We start from the raw sequence: 18990 nt of genomic DNA on the forward strand, positions 1-18990 counted from the left end.
TTTATAACCTCAATTTCGGATTAATGAAATTAATCCAAAACTGAGGTTTATAGTAGTGACTAAGCAATCCATTTCTAATCACTTTTAAGGATTGCTTAGTTGCTTTCGCCTACTTGCAATGATACCTTTTTTACATCTCCTTAATTTTTGCCATAATCTTTTCTAGGATATTTGAGGCAGTAAGCCCAAAATATGAGTATAAATCAGTAGAGGGAGCAGATAGACCAAATTGCTCCATGCCAAAGAACATGCCGTTTTCTCCAATGATTCGATGCCAGCCAAAGCTACTTGCAGCTTCTATAGCCACTTTTAAGTTACCCCTAGATAAAATATTTTGGATATAGCTAGGTTTTTGTTTAAAAAATAGCTCAAAACATAATATTGATATGACCTCAGCTTTAAAACCATGGTTAGTTAGCAGCTCTTGTACTTTTAGAGCAATTGATAATTCAGAACCCGTGGCAAAGATAGCAACATCTACTTTTTCTTGACTATTTCCTGACAATATATACCCACCTTTAGAGTATAAATTTTGTGAACTAATGTGGCTAACTATTTGATTTTCCCCATTTTGAATCTTGATAATTTGAGGGGCAGCTTGTCTTGTTAAAGCAAGAATAGAAGGACCTTGTTTATTAGATAGTGCAATTCGCCAGGACTCGGCTGTTTCTATATAGTCTGCAGGGCGTAATACCATCATATTTGGTAAGCTTCGAAAGGACGCTAGATGCTCAACTGGTTGGTGAGTAGGACCGTCTTCTCCTACACCGATTGAATCATGAGTCATTATATAGATTACTTGTTGCTGCATAATAGCAGAAAGTCGCATACTTGGCTTCATATAATCAGAAAAGGCTAGAAAAGTAGCACCTACAGGTAAAAATCCTGATAATGATAGTCCGTTCATGATAGAACCCATAGCATTCTCACGAACACCATAATGGATGTAGTTGCCGCTAAAATCATCTTTACTGATTACTTTACTATGATTATTTTTGATATTATTAGATAATGATAAATCAGCTGACCCAAAAATAATTTTTTTAGATAGTTTGCTTAATTCTTCTACAATTCTACCGGATGAATTACGGGTTGCTTCATCTTTTACCGGGATAGGGATATTGTCCAGAAAAGAACAATCGATATTAGGTCTAGCAAAATACACTTTTTGTTCTTGACTTATATCAACAAAGTTTTCCTGCCAATTATTATAACTCACTTGATTTCTTAGCCAAGCGATGCCCCATATATCTTTTAATTCTTTTGGTAGGTCAAATTCTTCATCCTTAAAACCTAAATTTTCTTTTAGCAATTTAACTTCATCTTTGCCAAGGGGCGAACCATGGGCTGCATTTGAATTTACCTTGTTAATAGAACCTTTGGCAATTAAAGTACGACAGGCAATGAAGTAGGGTTTATCAGAATTTTTTGCCCTAGTTAAGCTGGCATTAATTTGCTCAAAATCATGCCCATCTATAGATTCGGTAATCCAACCCATGGCAGTAAATTTAAGCAAATGGTCTTCAGATACGGTAAGGTTGGTAGAGCCATCGATGGAAATTTTATTATCATCAAATAAAACTATTAGGTTATTAAGGCATAAATGTCCAGCTAAAGAAGCAGCCTCGTAGCTTATACCTTCCATTAGGCATCCATCTCCAATTATACAGTAAATTTTATGATCACTAAGATTTTTGCCCAATTTTTGTTGATATTTTTTTTGACCAATAGCCATACCCACTGAAGTGGCAAATCCTTGGCCTAAAGGTCCTGTAGTAGCTTCAATAGCTTCATATGCTCCATATTCTGGATGTCCAGGAGTTTTTGAATGTAATTTGCGAAATTGTTTTAAATCTTCTAAGTGAAAATTTTTATAATTTGTTAAATAATAAAAACTATAAAGTAACATAGATCCATGCCCAGCTGATAGAACTAGGCGATCACGGTCAAACCAAGTTGGATCATTAGGATTGAATTTAAGAAAATCAAACACTAAAACTGTCATCACATCTGCCATGCCAAGTACCATACCCGGATGCCCTGACTTGGCATGTTCTATGCTATCACTTGCTAAAACTCTAATACAGTCACTTAGTTTACAATATTCTTCTGAATATTTTGGTATTTTATTAAACTTCATTATGATAAATATCGCTTTTATGTTAAAAGATATATACTTTTCTAGTTTTAAGAATTGGAATATATTGATAAAAATTTTTTATGAATCTACATCAAAATAGATATTATGACAACAAAACTATTATCCGTTTTCTCGTGGTTTACTACTTTATTTCATCAATTACGGTTATCAATCAGTTCAATAAATTTTTACCAAGATGTTTATAGATCATATACAGGGTATGGAATTAAATACATATTTACTATATCTTTTATATCATCATTGATTTTCTGTCTTTTTATATTTAATTATTTGTTGGCTTTGACGGATTATTTTACTGAAAACCGCTCTACAAAAAGCACCACAACTATTGAATATATATTAAAACAGTTACCGGAAATCTATTATGATGGTAGTAAAATTTTAGTTGATCAAGATGAAGCTATATATTTACTCGATGAAAATGGTAATAAAATTGCTGTTATAGACTCAAAGAATCAACTACCTTATAGCGAGAAAATTAAAGTTCCTATCCTCTTTAGTAGCAATAATATAACCCTTACTACGATTGAAATAACTGATAAAAAAAAGAGTGCATTTAGTATTGGATATTCTAAATTATTTACTTCTGATCAAAAAATTCTAACTGAAGAAGTCATTAAAAAGCATTTTTCTGAGATTCTTACACAAGCACCGAAGGTATTTATTTACATTTTAATGCCGATAATGATAGTCTATCGTTTTGTAATGATTTTATTCGAAAAAATCTTTATTATCATATTAGTATATCTGTTAACTAAGTATTTTGGTCCTAAATCTTCTTGGCAAACATGCACTAGGATAGTATTATTTTCAAGTGGAGTGACCATTTTATTACAACCTATTATTGTTATATTTTTACCAGCATTGAGTAGCATGCTATTTTTTATACAGATATTTGCCTATTTTTTACTCTTTTTGGGGATGTTACAAATACGAAGTAAATAGGGAAGGGGGGCGATATAGCTCCTTGCAATGACTAAAAAGAATTCTTAACTTGCATAATGTAGGTTTATTGTATATACTTGTTTATACAATAACAATATTAATGATATTATGCAAACTCAAATCCAAAAATGGGGAAATAGCTTGGGAATTAGAATTCCTAAACATCTAGCTGATAAGTTACATTTTCAACAAAGTACATTTGTTAATTTAGAAACAGCTGATAACTATTTGATTATCAGTACAGAAACATCAGAATTAGATATATTATTGGATAATATTACAGATTCTAACTGTCATCATGAAATATTAAATGATGACATTGCTGTAGGTAATGAATCGTGGTAACATTCATACCTGAAAGAGGTGATGTAGTTTGGCTTAATTTTGAACCTAAAAAAGGCAAAGAGATTCAAAAAACACAACCAGCGGTAGTTCTTACTCCTTATAAATTAAAATTCTTACATTAGACAAAATACTCATAAATGTTATATTATCAAAATTAAGACTATTATTGTAGTTATACATTGCTATGAAACAAATATATAAATTTTACTCTCAAAAAGTAAAAGTTGCTTTGAGAATATTGCTTAAAACTATCCTATATGGGATTATAGCCATTAGGCTAATTTATAAACTTCTCTTAGGATCAGTTTCCAGCATTATTCAAGTTTGCTCCATTATTTTAATTTTTAAAATAATTTGACTTAAAAATTAAAATAATTTATTCTATCTGGTGGATGGATAGCCCATGCAAAGGAGTACAGGCGGTTGGAAAGAAGCTATTTCCTGGACCTGCTGCAATGGGGGGGGGCCTTGGAGCTTTGGCTATTGAAGCTGTAGGGTATTGTGCATATGGTGCAATTAATGCAGCGGACATCATTAAAATCATGGAAAAATTGTTATTTAGACTCTGTTTATTTGGGATTTACCAAATCTTCATTTTTTGCCTAATAAACGTTGTTGTTTATCAATATAGTGGAATTAAACTTTCTTGGCAGGAGAGTAGTTTTATAATATTGTTTAATATATTATTTATAAGTTGTTTGGTTAGTTTTTATTTTTGTAATCATTATAATAATTCTAAGGAGGATAAATTCTCTAGTGGTTTAGATTTTCTTACGTATATTATACTATTTCTAACTTTTGTGTTAGCTCTACCATTGATATCAGCAACTCAAGATGTTTATCATCAAAACCCTTTAAAAAATTGGCAGGAATATTTAAAAGATAATTTAAAGCATTTTGTTGTTTTTTCGGGATGTGTATTTTTTTATGGTATTAAATTTGTTAGATTTAGTAATAATGCTAGTAGATGTCACTCATATTTAAATTTTATTATAGCTACCATAATGTTTATAATTTCTTGTATAGTTGTCGGAATTATGTAAGCCTTAATAATGAATTTACACGGTTAGAAAAAGCGATTAATAGATTGATGTTTAATTATTATCTTTTTTGTTGTCATTCTTATTATATTCAGAATAATAATGAAAAAATTTATTATTAAAATCTAATAATATGCAAAGACTAGCAAAAGCGATTAGTAATGCAGGGATATGTTCAAGGCGTGATGCAGAACTGCTTATTAAAAATAATCAAGTAAAAGTAAATGGCGTTATTATTGATTCACCAGCAACCAATGTTGATGAAACTAGTGTTATTGAGGTGTCGGGAAAACTAATAAATCAACAACAGATCCCGCGTTTATGGGTATATTACAAACCTGTTGGACTCATTACTTCGCATAAAGATACAAGTGGTAGAGAAACGGTATTTGCTAGTCTTGCAAAGCTGAATTTGCCTAGAGTAATCTCAATAGGGCGACTGGATATCAATAGTGAAGGGTTATTATTACTAACCAATAATGGTGATTTAGCAAGAAAGTTTGAGCTACCATCAAGTAAAATAGAACGTGTATATAAAGTCAGGGCACACGGTAATCCAAATCTTTTGCTAAAAAATTATAAAAATATAGAGATTGATCAAATACGTTATGATCCTAAATCAATTAAATTAATAAAATCAGGCAGGACAAATTGTTGGTTTGAAGTAGTTTTGACTGAAGGTAAAAATCGTGAAATTAGAAAGATATTTGAATATTTTGGCTTGACTGTTAACCGGTTAATTAGAATTAGCTATGGAGATTTTTTATTAGGTAATTTGCAACCAAATCAGTATAAAGAACAGCCATTCGAAAAATTTAAGAAATTTTTATGATTAGAATTATAGCAGGCAAACATAAAAATCGGATCATACCTACCTTAAAAAACTCTAACTATCGTCCTTCCACAGGCAAAATCCGAGAGGCGATTTTTAGTATACTAACTTCAGGAGAATTCATTGATTGTAGGTTATTTAACAATGAATCTAAAGTTCTCGATTTATTTGCTGGCACGGGTAGTTTAGCTTTTGAGAGCTGTTCTAGAGGTGCTGGAGCAGTTACATTAGTTGATATAAATGCTAATTATTTACAGGCAGCAAAAGAGTTTGCTAGTAAAATAGGTGAGCTGGATAAAATGACTTTCTTAAATATCAATGCAGTAGCTCTACCTTCGGCTTATCACGGCTTTGATTTAATTTTTATTGATCCGCCATACGGTCATAATCTTGTATCGAAGGCAGTTAATGCTTTAAAAAAAGGTCAATGGTTAAAAGATGGTAGAATTATTGTAGTCGAACTTGCTAAAAATGAAGATTTTAGCGATGATTCTTTACAGCTAATTAAAGAAAAAATATACGGTGATAGTAAATTGCTTATTTTTCAAGCTATTCTATAATATATATTATGGAAAATAAAAATAACTAAAAAACCGCATTCTCGTATCTATAGCATATTTGTAGATATCAGTTATTTCCTTATAACCAGCAAAGGCACAAACTAAATGTAGCCCTGCAGTTGGAGAGGCTACTGCCCCAGGTTTTTTACTATAGACTGTTTGATATCTATTATTATCCTCTAGTAAATTTTCGTGCCTCTTTATATAAGGAGGTAGCGGGATTTCACCGTATTTTTCTAAAAATTCAAAAACTGAGAGATTATCTAGAAAAAATTCGACCTCAACCTGCCCCATTACAAGTTTTTTACTTATAATAATCTTATTACAACCAAAATCAAATTGATCTCCTTCATTAAGTCTTTTTGAAGGCTTGGCAAAGCCATGCCAATAATTATCACTTAGGTATAATTCGATTTTTTTGCCAGCTTTATTTAGTAGCAATTTGGCTTTAATAACTTTACTATCATTAAATACCATTAAATCACCAGGGCATAGATAGTCAATTATATCATAAAACTTGGTCTGCACTAAGTCTTTGTTTGGTGCTACTGCCAACAAACAGGATATAATCCTGCCCCACTTCTATTTCCTAATAATGGAGTACCGCCAGCAAGGGAAGATGAAGCTGCTAGAGCAGCACCACCAGCAGGAGGAGCAGCAGCACCACCAGCAGAAGCTATAGTGCCACAAGAAAAAGTTGAACAGATAGCAAGGGAAACAGTGGCATTAGCGGTAGAATTATTACAAAAACAAAAAGAAACAGTAAGAAATATTGCCTTAGTACTGAATGAAATAATTCTCTTGTCTCATGAATTCGTAAACTCATCTATTGATTTAAGATTAAGCGATTTAAGACATCTAAACAATCTTTCTCCTCCCGCTGCTGATGATGAAGATGATATTGTTCCTAAAAATGTGTGGGTTAGTGGTACGATAGGTATAACCAAATATAATGGGAAATGCTTGTTAAGTAGCTATACTGGTAGAACTAGTGCTGCAACTATTGGAGGCGATTTAGAGTTACCTAATGGCAGCATTATTGGAGGAGCTTATAATTATATTCTCTCTAATTTTGAATACAAGAATAGTACTGAGAAATTTACTGCCCACACCCACGTAATATTTATGTATGGTCAAACTAACTTGTCTAAGAAACTAATATTACAAGGATTCCTTTCCCTTGCTTCGGGTAATGTTTCTGCAAAATTACCAGTACAAAACCAGCTAGCTAAAGCTAAATTTGCTAATAGCTCATATAGTAGCAAGCTAGTAGTTGCTTACAAATCAAAGGTTGGTAAAGCTTTAATTATCCCCCATATTGGGCTCAAATATGGGGGGCAGGATATTGCTGGATATGGGGCAAGCTTTGAAAGACAAAGTCTATCGGTAGCTGCTCTAACAGCCGAAGATCTTCGGGGCTTATAGGATTTGAAGTAATTATGCCAATGAAGATTAGTGATACTACCAAAGTGATTCCTGGATTGCATATGGAAGTCGAAAAGTTTTTGCATAATAAGCAGCAAAAACTTCATATGCAGGTCATGTCAGGTCCAAGCAGTAAAGAGGAAATATTGTTACTTGAAAAACCTGCTAAATACAACTACAAAATTGGCGGAACTATCACTATAAAACGTGGATTAACAGAAATCATGGCAGTATATAACTATTTAGCGTCTAATAATAAATATTCAAGCCATCAAGGTTCACTTAAATTAAAATTATCGTTTTAGGCTCAACTATTAAACCAAACTCAGATTATATATTATCATTCGAGTATATCCACTTCCACCTCTTCCTCAGGGCTATCAGCAATCAATGCGGTAGAAACTACTTTTTCTCCTTGTTCGGTTTTGAATAATATTACACCACTAGTATTACGACCAGTTATACGTACAGATTCAAGTTTACACCTAATTAGTTTGCCATTATTAGTAATTAACATCAACTCATCAGACATATCAACCGGCATTACTCCAACAACTAATCCAGTTTTATCAGACACATCCATATTAACAATACCGCTACCACCACGGTTAGTAATCCTATATTCGTATGCAGAACTTCTTTTTCCAAAACCATTTTCACTAACAGTAAGAATAAATTCTTCTGAAATAGCCATTTCTAAAATCTGTTCTTTATTTAACTGTACACCAAATTCTTCCGGAGTGAATTCCTTGCCATCAGCGATTAACAACCTATTTTCTATAGGAATTGATAAATAGGCTTCCCTTTCCTCCATTGTACATGCTATGCCTTTTAATATTGTCATAGAGATAACGTAGTCACTAGCAGCAATCCTCATACCTCTTACACCATCAGAAGTACGGCTTTTAAATACCCTAACTGAACTAGCTGGGAATCTTATAGCTTTACCAGCTTTGGTTGCCAGTAAAACATGGTCTTCATCCTTACAAACTTTAACATCTATTAAATGGTCATTATCATCAAGCCTAATAGCAATTTTACCATTTGATTGAATACGTTTAAAGTCTGATAAATCATTCCTTCTAATGTTACCTTGGCTTGTAGCAAAAATAATATTCAAATTATCCCACTCATCCTGATTTTCAGGCAATGGCATAATATTATTTATACGTTCTCCTTCTTTTAAAGGTAAAATGTTGACTATTGGTCTTCCTTTACTCTGAGGATTACCAAGTGGCAGTTTATATAATTTTAAGCTGTATACCTGCCCGGTATTTGAGAAAAACAACATCGGTGTGTGAGTACTGCCAACAAATATTTGAGTGGTAATATCTTCGTCCCTCATTGACAGCCCTGCCCTCCCCTTTCCTCCTCGTTTCTGTGCTCTATAGGTAGCAAGAGGTACACGTTTAATATAACCGCCCAATGTCACGGTCACAACCATTTCTTCTCTTTGGATAAGATCCTCAATATCTTGATCAAAGTCACCTAATTCAATGCTAGTAAGGCGGGGAGTAACAAATTCATCTTTGATTCTAATTAACTCATTTTTTAGGATCTCTAGAAGTTTCTCACGTGATGCTAGAATGTCAGTATACCCCTTAATCTCCGTAGCTAGTTCTGCAAGATCATTTTCTAATTTATTTTTCTCCATAGCAGTTAAACGTTGCAATCGCATTTCAAGAATTGCTTTTGTTTGTGTTTCAGTAAAATAACATTTACCATCATCTGCTATCATTGCTCTATCATCAACAAGTTTTACTAGATCTATTATAGATGACGCATTCCAAGTTCTTTGCATTAGTTGCTCTTTAGCACTTGCCGGATCATTTGAAGATTTAATTATTCTAATAACCTCATCAATACTACTAACAGCAATCATTAGTCCCAATAAAATATGTGCCTTATCACGAGCCTTATTTAACAAATATATCGTCCTGCGAGTTATTACTATTTCTCTAAAATTGACAAAAGCAGCTATCACTTCTTTTAAGTTCATAACTTCTGGTAGCCCATCTCTTAGAGCTAACATAATTACACCAAAACTAGTTTGCAGCTGAGTATAGGAATATATTTGATTTAGCACCACTTCTGCTACAACATCTTTCTTTATTTCAATTACTACTCGAATACCATCTTTATTTGATTCATCTCTAAGATCACTGATACCTTCAATACGTTTTTCCTTGACCAGTTTGGCAATTTTCTCAACCAATTTAGCTTTATTAACCATATATGGTATTTCTGTAATAATAATAGCCTGCCTATTATTAGATATCTCTTCAATTTCGCTGCGCCCTCTAGTTAGAATACTACCCCTACCTGTTAAATAAGCTGACCTAATACCGCTTGTACCAAGTACGATACCAGCAGTAGGAAAGTCAGGACCTTTAACTACTGACATAAGTTCTAATATTTCTACATCATTATTATCAACATATAGGCAACAAGCATCTATTATTTCTCCAAGATTATGAGGTGGAATATTGGTAGCCATGCCAACAGCAATACCATTAGTTCCGTTCACCAAGAGATTGGGAAACATTGATGGTAGTACCAATGGTTCTTTTTCAGAACCATCATAATTTGGCGTAAAATCAATGGTTTCTTTATCAATATCTTCAAGCAATGTATGAGCAACTTTAGCAAGTCTTGACTCTGTATACCTCATAGCAGCGGCAGCATCACCATCTCTTGAACCAAAATTACCCTGCCCATCAACGAGCAGTACTCTTAAAGAAAAGTCCTGTGCCAGCCTCACTAATGAGTCATAAATTGCAGCATCACTATGCGGATGGTATTTACCCATTACATCACCGACAGTTCTTGCTGACTTACGATAAGGTTTGTTAAAGTAATTAGATGCTTCATACATTGCATAAAGGATTCTGCGATGCACTGGCTTCAGACCATCACGTACATCTGGAATGGCTCTACTGACGATTACACTCATAGCATAATCTAAGTAAGAGCCTTTCATCTCATCTTCAATGCTAATAGATATTAAGTTTTGACGATCTAAATTAGTCACAGTTAGAACCTACATTTATTAAAGTAATATTAGAATAGTTTAAGTATATTACATATTCAGAAAAAAATCTATTGCTGAATGAGCGTAGACTAGCTGGAAAAGCTATTTTTTTCCAAGTGTAGCTATAACCCGAAGAACAGATTCCCCAGTTGAGGAAAAAAAAGGAATTAAATATATAGGGACAAGTTTAAAAGCTCGAGACGTCATTGCGAGGAGCTGCGATGCAGCGACGAAGCAATCCATTTTTAATCACTTTTATGGATTGCTTCGTCGGCTCATGCCTCCTCGCAATGACGCCATTTTACTATGGTTAGCTATACATAACATCTTTTTTTAGATTGACTGAATTTCAAATAAATCGGCAGGCTAAATAATGTTAAAATTCTTATAACATAGTAATAACGGTAATCACATGCCATGGTAGCAAAAAATAGTACTATTGAAAAAACAATAGATATTGCTACGATATATGTCAAAATAACTTTCTCGGAACTATTAGATTGTTTATTTGTTAGAATAGATATTAAATACACAAATGTTAGTATAAGGCTAACAATATTCTTTGTTAAAATCTTTGACCATAATCCTATATACTTTACCATCCAGTCTTTTAAATGATTTTTTTTAAAATGAATTCCATGTTTTTGAGCTTCATTATGATCAATAAATAATTCTTCCCGAGAATACCCTACACCTTTCATTAAAATAGTAAAAGCATTTGCCCGATGTTGTAAAAAAGCTAGTGGATGAGTAAACACAGCCTTTATATAAGAAGCCTCCATTTCTCGCAACTTTATAGGGTCTACTGTAGAGTTATAAATCCTAGTATCACCAAAAACTAATAGATTAACTATGTAAGGAGTATAGCTTTTTTTAAGCTTCTCAAAACTATATAAATCTAGGTCTTCTTTAACATATTTTGGCACTAAATCATCATTATTGATAGCAACACTTACTCTAGCAATATCAAATAATTGACGTAATTGCTCTGCATGACTTTCAGTGGAAAAATGCTTAGTAAGTTTAGCATTACCATATATTATTAATAGCGAAATTATGCAGGTTAGTATTATTCTTATTAACAAGCTAGTTTTAAGATAAATTGACAATACAAACAAAATCAAAATTGGAGCTATAAATTGTGCTTGAAACTTAACACCAACAACATAAAAAACAATTAATAGTAATCCTGTAATCACCCAAAGAGGGCCAGGGTTTTGACGGTAAGTATGAAAAATACAAGTAGCTACTACAAAGAAACTACCAAAGGCAAAAGCTACATCTTTCCAAATTGTTCCAGATTGGGATAATATATTAGGTAGAAATGGTATTAATAAGTAAAGCCATCTGTATTTATTCTATGAATCAGCATAGAAAAGCAGCAATACTCCACCCCACAACAGTCCTAAATTAAGCAAGAGCATCGTCTGCGGACCTTGGTAAATATAATGAAACAAGGACCATACCATTGACATTAACGGTGGGTGATGTGAAAAATAGTTTTTATTGATACTCTGCCCATATTGATCAAAACTATCAAACGACATACCCCCAGGATAGGCAGAGGCAAAATGTAAAGACATTAAGAATAAACACAAAATGACAGGGTAATATTTACGCAAAAACTCTGTACAGCAATTCATGTTCACAATTTATTCTGATATTCCAGCCAGTTTTGGATTAAAATTAAAAATTTTAATCCAAAACTGAGGTTTCAAATATGATGGTCTATAAGCCGGATTTTGTATAAATAATATTTCTATTATCTACTGCAGTTATTTATCTAGGATAAATATTACCATTTATCTCAAGCGATCCACCCACATTACTTCTAGTCAGAGATGCCTAGGAACAGGTAAGTTCTGTAATGCCTATTTGATCTTGCTCTTGGTGGGGTTTACCATGCGTAGCTTGTTACCAACCTACCGGTATGCTCTTACCACACCATTTCACCCTTACCAAAATTTGATAACAAATTTTGGCGGTATATTTTCTGCGGCACTTTCCCTAAAAGATTACTCTTCCGCTGGACGTTAACCAGCACCATATCTCTGTAGAGTCCGGACTTTCCTCGTAAATTCTAGTATAGATTTTTACGCAACTGCACGACCATCGAGATGATTATGTTTTAATATAATTGTCTCGTCAATGATTTTTTTTACTAGAACACTTAGTGCTAGCTAAAAACATGCTATTAATAATCTTTTCAAGATAATAATAGTTAAATTTATGGTAGTGAGTATAAAATTTGCCGCTGAATTACGGGATAAATTATATGGATTAAATCTTTCTGACCCAAAACATCTACAATTTTACCAAGAAATGGTATTTATTTTTATTAAAGGTAATAAAAATGAAATATTACAAGTATATAAAGACATTAAGGGATACAACACTATAGGGATAGGCTTTAACATGGATAATCCAAGAGCAAAAATTGTGTGGCAGACAATATTCCAAGGTTCTTTATCATTTGACAAAGTTTATAATGGCGATAAAGCTATTACAATACAACAATCTCGAATGATATATGATTGTAAGAGTGCTGTTAATCGCCTAGAGCTAAAAAATATTTATGGCAAGTCTTGGGATAAGTTAAAACCTAACGAGATATCGATGATTGAGGATATGTATTGGAATGGTGGTAATAAGCTAGTAGGTAAATATACCAAGTTTTTTAAACATATGATCCTTTATACTGAAAGTTCTAGATTAAAATATCTTATACAAGGATTAATCGAGGTAAGAGAAAATTCTAATAAAGAGAGAATTAGGGGTATTCAAAATCGTAGAAATGTACAAAGTGAAATAGGTGACTCGTCCAAATGTTCTGCTCCGGCGATAAGGACATGATATAACTTTTTTTCACAGCTACCTCTTGTAAAATTGACGAGAAGACACTATATCAAAACTTATCAAGTTGATTTATTAAATTGGGATTAGGAGTGTATATGGCAAAGATCATAGGTATAGATTTAGGAACAACAAATTCTTGCATTGCGGTAATGGAAGGAAAAGAACCAAGAGTTATAGCAAATGCTGAAGGAGTTAGGACTACTCCTTCAATGGTAGGATTTGGTAATGACGGTGAAAAATTAATTGGCGATCCAGCAAAACGTCAAGCTGTAACCAATCCACAAAATACTTTATATGGTATTAAAAGATTGATAGGTAGAGGTTTCTCTGATCCTATGGTAAAAAAAGACCAAGATATTGTACCATACAAGATAGTAAAAGCTGCTAATAACGATGCTTGGGTTGAAGTTAAAGGAGAAAAATATTCTCCTAGTCAGATTAGTGCTTATATTCTACAGAAAATGAAAGAAACAGCCGAGAATTATCTTGGTGAGAAGGTAACACAAGCAGTCATTACTGTACCGGCATATTTTAATGATGCACAACGTCAAGCAACCAAAGATGCTGGTAAAATTGCTGGTTTGGAAGTATTAAGGATAATCAATGAACCAACAGCAGCCGCTTTAGCATATGGTTTTGATAAAGCTGAGAGCAAAATAATTGCAGTTTATGATCTTGGTGGTGGTACGTTCGATGTATCAATTTTAGAGATAGGTAACGGTGTATTTGAAGTTAAATCTACCAACGGCAATACTTTCCTTGGTGGCGAAGATTTTGATTCTAGAATTCTAGATTATTTAATTGATGAATTTAAGAAAGAAAGTGGTATAGATTTACGCAAAGATCCTTTAGCTTTGCAACGTCTGAAAGAAGCTGCTGAAAAAGCTAAAAAAGAATTATCATCTGTACCTCAAACTGATGTTAATTTGCCATATATTACGGCTGATAGCTCAGGTCCTAAGCATTTAAATATAAAATTTACTAGGGCGAAATTAGAATCCTTAGTGGCAACGCTAATTGATGATACAATAGAACCATGTAAGAAAGCTTTAAAAGATGCTGGGCTAAAAGCTTCGGATATTCAAGAAGTAGTACTTGTTGGTGGTATGACTAGAATGCCAAAAGTTATTGAGAAAGTAAAGGAATTCTTTGGTCGTGAACCACATAGAGGAGTTAACCCTGATGAAGTTGTAGCTTTAGGTGCGGCTATTCAAGGTGGGGTGTTAAACAAAGAAGTTACGGATATATTATTACTAGATATTACCCCTTTATCTTTAGGTATTGAAACTCTTGGTGGGGTATTTACTAGGCTGATTGATCGTAATACTACTATACCGACTAAAAAGAGTCAGGTATTCTCTACTGCTGATGATAACCAGCATGCTGTAACGATTAGGGTATTCCAAGGTGAACGGGAAATGGCATCTGATAATAAGATACTTGGTCAATTTAATCTTGATGGCATTCCGCCTGCACCACGAGGATTACCGCAAATTGAAGTAACTTTTGATATAGACGTTAATGGTATAGTTCATGTTTCTGCCAAGGATAAAGCTAGTGGTAAGGAACAAAAAGTAACTATTCAAGCTTCTGGAGGTCTTAGTGATACAGAAATTGAACAAATGGTAAAAGATGCAGAAAAAAACTCTGAGGATGATAAAAAGCGTCGTGAATTAATTGAGGCTAGAAATAGTGCTGATAGCTTAATTTATTCAACTGAAAAAACTCTAAAAGAACACGATAGTAAAATATCAGCTAGTGATAAACAAGAAGTAGAAAATAGCATAACAGAGTTAAAAGCAGCTTTAGAGTCTGATAATCTTGAGCAAATTAAAGCAAAAACTGATGCTCTTATGGCTAGTAGTATGAAAATAGGAGAAGCTATGTATAAATCTCCGTCAGGCGACGATAATAATGCGGAATCTGAAGCAAGTAATGACGATAAAGTAGTTGATGCTAATTACGAGGATGTAAGCAATAAGTAATTACTAATGAATGTAGATTGCTTCGTCGCCGCTAAAGTGGTTCCTCGCAATGATGATGGATGAAAATACTTCCGTCATTGCAAGACCACATGAGTGTAGTGGCAACCATAGTACCCTACATTTTTCTATAATCGTCATTGCAAGGCTCTTTAGATGCCGTGGTGATCCAGGTAAACAGCGAAGCTGTTTTTTTAGAGTAAAGCTTCTTGTACCCTGGATTGCCGCGTAGCCGCTTTCAGCGACTCCTCGCAATGACGAGTAACGCTATTCGAGTTAGCTAAAAGTAAAATTTAAAATAAGATATACTTAATTATGTCGACAAAAGATTATTACCAAATACTTGGGGTTAGTAAAACTGCTACCCAGGAAGAGCTAAAAAAAGCTTATCATAAATTGGCGATGCAATATCATCCTGACCGTAATACACAGGATAAACAAGCAGAAAAAAAGTTCAAGGAAATAAGCAGTGCTTATGATATCCTAAAAGATGAACAAAAAAGAGCTGCCTATGATCGTTTTGGACATGATGCCTTTCAGAATTCAGGTGCAGCATCGTCAGCTGGAAGACATAACAATAGTGGACCTGATATAAATGATATATTTGGTGAGTTTTTTAATGATTTTATGGGCAGCGGGACAAGAAGACAACGACCATCAACTACTATTAGAGGTTCAGATCTAAAATATGATATCACAGTTACTTTGCAAGAAGCATTTCGTGGTATCGACAAAAATATTAGTTTTACTAGTGAAGTAAAATGCCAAACATGTAACGGCAACGGGTCAGAAAGTAATGCCGGAATGACCAAATGTGACGCTTGTGCAGGACAAGGGGTTACCAGAAGACAACAAGGCTTCTTTACATTAGAACAAACTTGTGCAAAATGCCAAGGTGCAGGACAAATAATTAAAAATCCATGCAAAAAATGTCATGGTCAGGGGCGTTACTCACAACATAGAAATTTATTAGTAAATATTCCAGCTGGTATTGAAGAAGGTACTAGAATAAGGCTTACTGGTGAAGGAGATGCCGGAGTGCGAGGAGGAAATAACGGGGATTTGTATATTTTTGTTACTATTAAACCGCATGACCTCTATAAAGTTGATGGAATTAATTTGCATTGCAGACTACCAATTAGCTTCATTAAAGCTGTTTTAGGTGGAGAAGTAGAAGTTCCCGATATAGAAGGTGGTAAGGTAAAATTACAAATACCCGCTGGCACACAAAATGGCGAACAACTTAGGTTAAAAGGCAAAGGTATGTCTAAGGTTAGATCAAGCATTAGAGGTGATATGTTTGCTCACATACATATTGAGATACCAAAGAATCTTACTAAAAAACAAAAAGAATTACTAGAATTGCTGGATAAAGAATTTACAAGCGACAAAGATGAGGATGATGCTAGTTTTTTTAATAAAATGAAAAACTTATGGTCATGAAATTTTATCCATTTTACTCGATAATCAAGTTTTTCCTTAACTGTCATTCAGATTTCTTATTTAAAGCAATTAAATAAACCTCTACTGACTCTTTACGACTAGAAGATGGTTTAAAATGCTTGACCTTATGAAAATTAAGTTTAACTCTGTTTAGCACATTATTCTCCGTACCACCTCGAAAAATTTTAGCAATAAAATGCCCACCCGGTCTTAAAATTTTTAAGGCAAAGTCAATCGCATGCTCACATAAGTCAAGAGTCCGAATATGGTCAGTTGTTGCATGACCCGTCGTATTCGCAGCCATATCACTCATTACCACATCAGCACTACCATCGAGCATCTTTATAATAATCTCTTTTGTATCTTCAGCATAAAAGTCTTTTTGCAAACAATGCACACCAATAATTGGTTCGATGCCAAGTAAATCAACTGCAATTATCACGCTATTATTACCACGTGACTCATCAGATTTAATAATTCTGCTAGCCACTTGGCTCCATCCACCTGGTGCAGCACCTAAATCGACTAATTTCATCCCTGGTTTTAACAGATTAAATTTTTCATGGATTTCCAACAACTTATAAGCTGACCTAGATCTATAACCATCAAGCTTTGCTTTAGAAACATATGGATCATTTAATTGCCGCGCAAGCCACTGTTTTGACGAATTTTTACGCTTTTTTGCAGTTTTAACGGCAACAAATTTACCTCTAAACCCTAATATATTAGATGTCATGACACATGTTCTCGCTAGATTTTTTAGCAATTCTATCTAATACAGAATTAACAAAACCAACCTCATTTTCATTCAACATATCACTTGTAATATCGGTGAATTCATTAATTACCACTTTACTTGGAACATTTGGAAAAAATTGTAATTCACAAATTGCCACACGCAAAAGAGCAAGAAGCAGAACAGGTAAGCTAGTAATTTGCCATTCCGATGTCAAATGCCTTGATATCATCTTATCAATTTGAGATAAATTTAGAACTACAGACTTTACTAACAATTCAAAATAACTTATACTTAACTTCACTTTTATTGGTTTGTTTAAATTATTAGCTACTCGCTCACTTTGATAGAATTGAATCATTTGCTGTATGACTATATCTATGTTTTGATCAGGACTCTCTGGTTTATACTGATAAATTGCCTGCACCGCAGCAATACGTGCTATCGTTTTGGTACTAATTTTGGTTGAGGTCATAAAAACTTTGATGTATTGGTAACATATTTAATCTATTAGCTATAGCAAAAAAGCATAACTTAGTAAACCTATTTAAAAAATAATGAGTTGTATGTTATCAATATTCGGATTTATTCTAACAATCAGCTTATTAGTCTTTATTCATGAGTTTGGGCATTATTACATAGCTAAAATATTTGGAGTAAAGGTTGAGGAATTCTCGATAGGTTTTGGTAAGGAACTCTTCTCTAAAATAGACAAAGATGGCGTAAAATGGAAAATTTGCATCCTACCCTTCGGTGGTTACGTTAAAATTTATGGATTTGACCCTGCAACACTTAAAAATACTCAGGATAATAGACCACTCACTTTTCTTAGCAAGCCTCTTTGGGTTCAGTTCTTAATTATAGCTGCTGGACCTATAGCTAATTACTTGTTAGCCATTCTCATATTCACAACTATTTATTTTTCTCATGGTCAAGTAGAAATACCTCCTATAATTGGTGAAGTGGTGGCTAATTCATCCGCTGAATTAGCTGGGCTTATGGAAAATGATAAAGTTATTATGATTGGCACTAATAAAATTGATAGTTTTGCCGATTTACAGAAAAATATATTCATGAGGGGGACTAAACCCATCAATCTTTTAGTTGAAAGGCATGATGAGATTATTGATATTGTTATAACTCCAAAAGAGATTAGTCAAAAACTGGATAATCAACCTGAGATAAAAAGACCTTATATAGGAGTTATTGCTAAGAATGAACCTATTTACATTAAAATGAATATTTTCCAAAGTATATATCAAGGTTCTGTAGATGTTGTTTATATCTCAGGTTTAATTTTAAGACACTTTGGACAAATGCTAATGGGAACAAGATCGTTAAATGAAATTGGTGGACCAATTACCATTGCCAAGGAATCAGGAAAATCTTTAGAACAAGGGGTAGCAAATTTTGCCCTATTTGTTGCCATGATATCAATTAATCTAGGTCTACTTAATTTGCTACCGATTCCAGTTCTAGATGGTGGACATTTAATGTTCATAATATATCAAACAATTTTTGGAAAAACACTTAGTGCAGCTATAAAAAATGTTATACTAAGACTAGGTATGGGGATAATTATTTTTCTTATTGTAATTTCCTTGTCAAATGATATAAAAAACTTAGTATTTTAA

At 33.4% G+C, this 18990-nt stretch carries 18 protein-coding genes and 1 other RNA gene; 12 read left to right on the forward strand and 7 right to left on the reverse strand.

Annotated elements, in window-relative coordinates:
• Positions 1-130 precede the first annotated feature (130 nt).
• On the reverse strand, positions 131-2140 hold the full coding sequence (gene tkt, locus AAHM86_RS00150; RefSeq protein ID WP_342267832.1) for a transketolase: 2010 nt from the start codon (positions 2138-2140) through the stop codon (positions 131-133).
• A 105-nt stretch (positions 2141-2245) separates the two neighbouring features.
• Here tkt and AAHM86_RS00155 point away from each other — a divergent pair, with 105 nt between their 5' ends.
• The 6 genes from AAHM86_RS00155 to rsmD all read left to right on the forward strand — a co-directional run bounded on the left by AAHM86_RS00155 (position 2246) and on the right by rsmD (position 5883).
• Positions 2246-3106: a DUF1189 family protein gene (locus AAHM86_RS00155; protein ID WP_342267833.1), complete on the forward strand. Its 861-nt coding sequence runs from the start codon at positions 2246-2248 to the stop codon at positions 3104-3106.
• Positions 3107-3214: 108 nt separating this feature from the next.
• Positions 3215-3451 carry an AbrB/MazE/SpoVT family DNA-binding domain-containing protein gene (locus AAHM86_RS00160; RefSeq protein WP_342267834.1) on the forward strand — a complete coding sequence of 79 codons (237 nt, stop codon included), beginning with the start codon at positions 3215-3217 and terminating at the stop codon, positions 3449-3451.
• Complete coding sequence (locus tag AAHM86_RS00165) at positions 3445-3573, forward strand: type II toxin-antitoxin system PemK/MazF family toxin (RefSeq protein WP_342267835.1); 129 nt, start codon at positions 3445-3447, stop codon at positions 3571-3573. Before AAHM86_RS00160 ends, AAHM86_RS00165 begins: the two co-directional genes overlap by 7 nt.
• Positions 3574-3843: 270 nt before the next feature.
• Positions 3844-4494 (forward strand): hypothetical protein, encoded by a 651-nt coding sequence (locus AAHM86_RS00170; RefSeq protein WP_342267836.1) that lies wholly within the window; start codon positions 3844-3846, stop codon positions 4492-4494.
• A gap of 130 nt (positions 4495-4624) precedes the next feature.
• Positions 4625-5323 (forward strand): pseudouridine synthase, encoded by a 699-nt coding sequence (locus AAHM86_RS00175; RefSeq protein ID WP_342267837.1) that lies wholly within the window; start codon positions 4625-4627, stop codon positions 5321-5323.
• Positions 5320-5883 (forward strand): 16S rRNA (guanine(966)-N(2))-methyltransferase RsmD, encoded by a 564-nt coding sequence (rsmD, locus tag AAHM86_RS00180; protein WP_342267838.1) that lies wholly within the window; start codon positions 5320-5322, stop codon positions 5881-5883. Before AAHM86_RS00175 ends, rsmD begins: the two co-directional genes overlap by 4 nt.
• A 6-nt stretch (positions 5884-5889) precedes the next feature.
• Here the strand turns inward: rsmD and AAHM86_RS00185 are convergent, their stop codons facing one another.
• Complete coding sequence (locus AAHM86_RS00185; RefSeq protein ID WP_410521552.1) at positions 5890-6441, reverse strand: S-adenosylmethionine:tRNA ribosyltransferase-isomerase; 552 nt, start codon at positions 6439-6441, stop codon at positions 5890-5892.
• Positions 6442-6564: 123 nt separating this feature from the next.
• Between AAHM86_RS00185 and AAHM86_RS00190 the strand changes: the two genes are divergently transcribed.
• Positions 6565-7308 carry an autotransporter outer membrane beta-barrel domain-containing protein gene (locus AAHM86_RS00190; RefSeq protein ID WP_342267839.1) on the forward strand — a complete coding sequence of 248 codons (744 nt, stop codon included), beginning with the start codon at positions 6565-6567 and terminating at the stop codon, positions 7306-7308.
• A gap of 14 nt (positions 7309-7322) precedes the next feature.
• Entirely contained in the window at positions 7323-7613 is a 291-nt protein-coding gene (locus AAHM86_RS00195) for a hypothetical protein (protein WP_342267840.1), read from the forward strand.
• A 35-nt stretch (positions 7614-7648) separates the two neighbouring features.
• Here AAHM86_RS00195 and gyrA read toward each other — a convergent pair whose 3' ends face one another.
• The 3 genes from gyrA to rnpB form a co-directional block, all read right to left on the reverse strand.
• Positions 7649-10339, reverse strand: coding sequence for a DNA topoisomerase (ATP-hydrolyzing) subunit A (gene gyrA, locus AAHM86_RS00200; protein ID WP_342267841.1), 2691 nt, complete (start codon positions 10337-10339; stop codon positions 7649-7651).
• A 314-nt stretch (positions 10340-10653) separates the two neighbouring features.
• Positions 10654-11538: a hypothetical protein gene (locus AAHM86_RS00205; protein WP_342267842.1), complete on the reverse strand. Its 885-nt coding sequence runs from the start codon at positions 11536-11538 to the stop codon at positions 10654-10656.
• Between the two features lie 516 nt (positions 11539-12054).
• Positions 12055-12456, reverse strand: an RNA gene (gene rnpB, locus AAHM86_RS00210) — RNase P RNA component class A.
• Between the two features lie 112 nt (positions 12457-12568).
• Here rnpB and AAHM86_RS00215 point away from each other — a divergent pair.
• The 3 genes from AAHM86_RS00215 to dnaJ all read left to right on the forward strand — a co-directional run bounded on the left by AAHM86_RS00215 (position 12569) and on the right by dnaJ (position 16620).
• Positions 12569-13192, forward strand: coding sequence for a hypothetical protein (locus AAHM86_RS00215; protein WP_342267843.1), 624 nt, complete (start codon positions 12569-12571; stop codon positions 13190-13192).
• A gap of 98 nt (positions 13193-13290) precedes the next feature.
• On the forward strand, positions 13291-15180 hold the full coding sequence (gene dnaK, locus AAHM86_RS00220) for a molecular chaperone DnaK (RefSeq protein WP_342267844.1): 1890 nt from the start codon (positions 13291-13293) through the stop codon (positions 15178-15180).
• Positions 15181-15492: 312 nt separating this feature from the next.
• Positions 15493-16620: a molecular chaperone DnaJ gene (dnaJ, locus tag AAHM86_RS00225; RefSeq protein ID WP_341747541.1), complete on the forward strand. Its 1128-nt coding sequence runs from the start codon at positions 15493-15495 to the stop codon at positions 16618-16620.
• A 43-nt stretch (positions 16621-16663) separates the two neighbouring features.
• Here the strand turns inward: dnaJ and AAHM86_RS00230 are convergent, their stop codons facing one another.
• Both AAHM86_RS00230 and nusB read right to left on the reverse strand, forming a co-directional pair.
• On the reverse strand, positions 16664-17356 hold the full coding sequence (locus AAHM86_RS00230; protein WP_342267845.1) for an RlmE family RNA methyltransferase: 693 nt from the start codon (positions 17354-17356) through the stop codon (positions 16664-16666).
• Positions 17346-17831: a transcription antitermination factor NusB gene (gene nusB / locus AAHM86_RS00235; RefSeq protein WP_342267846.1), complete on the reverse strand. Its 486-nt coding sequence runs from the start codon at positions 17829-17831 to the stop codon at positions 17346-17348. Before nusB ends, AAHM86_RS00230 begins: the two co-directional genes overlap by 11 nt.
• Before the next feature lie 91 nt (positions 17832-17922).
• Between nusB and rseP the strand changes: the two genes are divergently transcribed.
• Positions 17923-18990 (forward strand): RIP metalloprotease RseP, encoded by a 1068-nt coding sequence (rseP, locus tag AAHM86_RS00240; RefSeq protein WP_342267847.1) that lies wholly within the window; start codon positions 17923-17925, stop codon positions 18988-18990.

Origin of the sequence: Candidatus Tisiphia endosymbiont of Empis tessellata (assembly GCF_964031035.1) — a bacterium.
Lineage (GTDB): Bacteria > Pseudomonadota > Alphaproteobacteria > Rickettsiales > Rickettsiaceae > Tisiphia.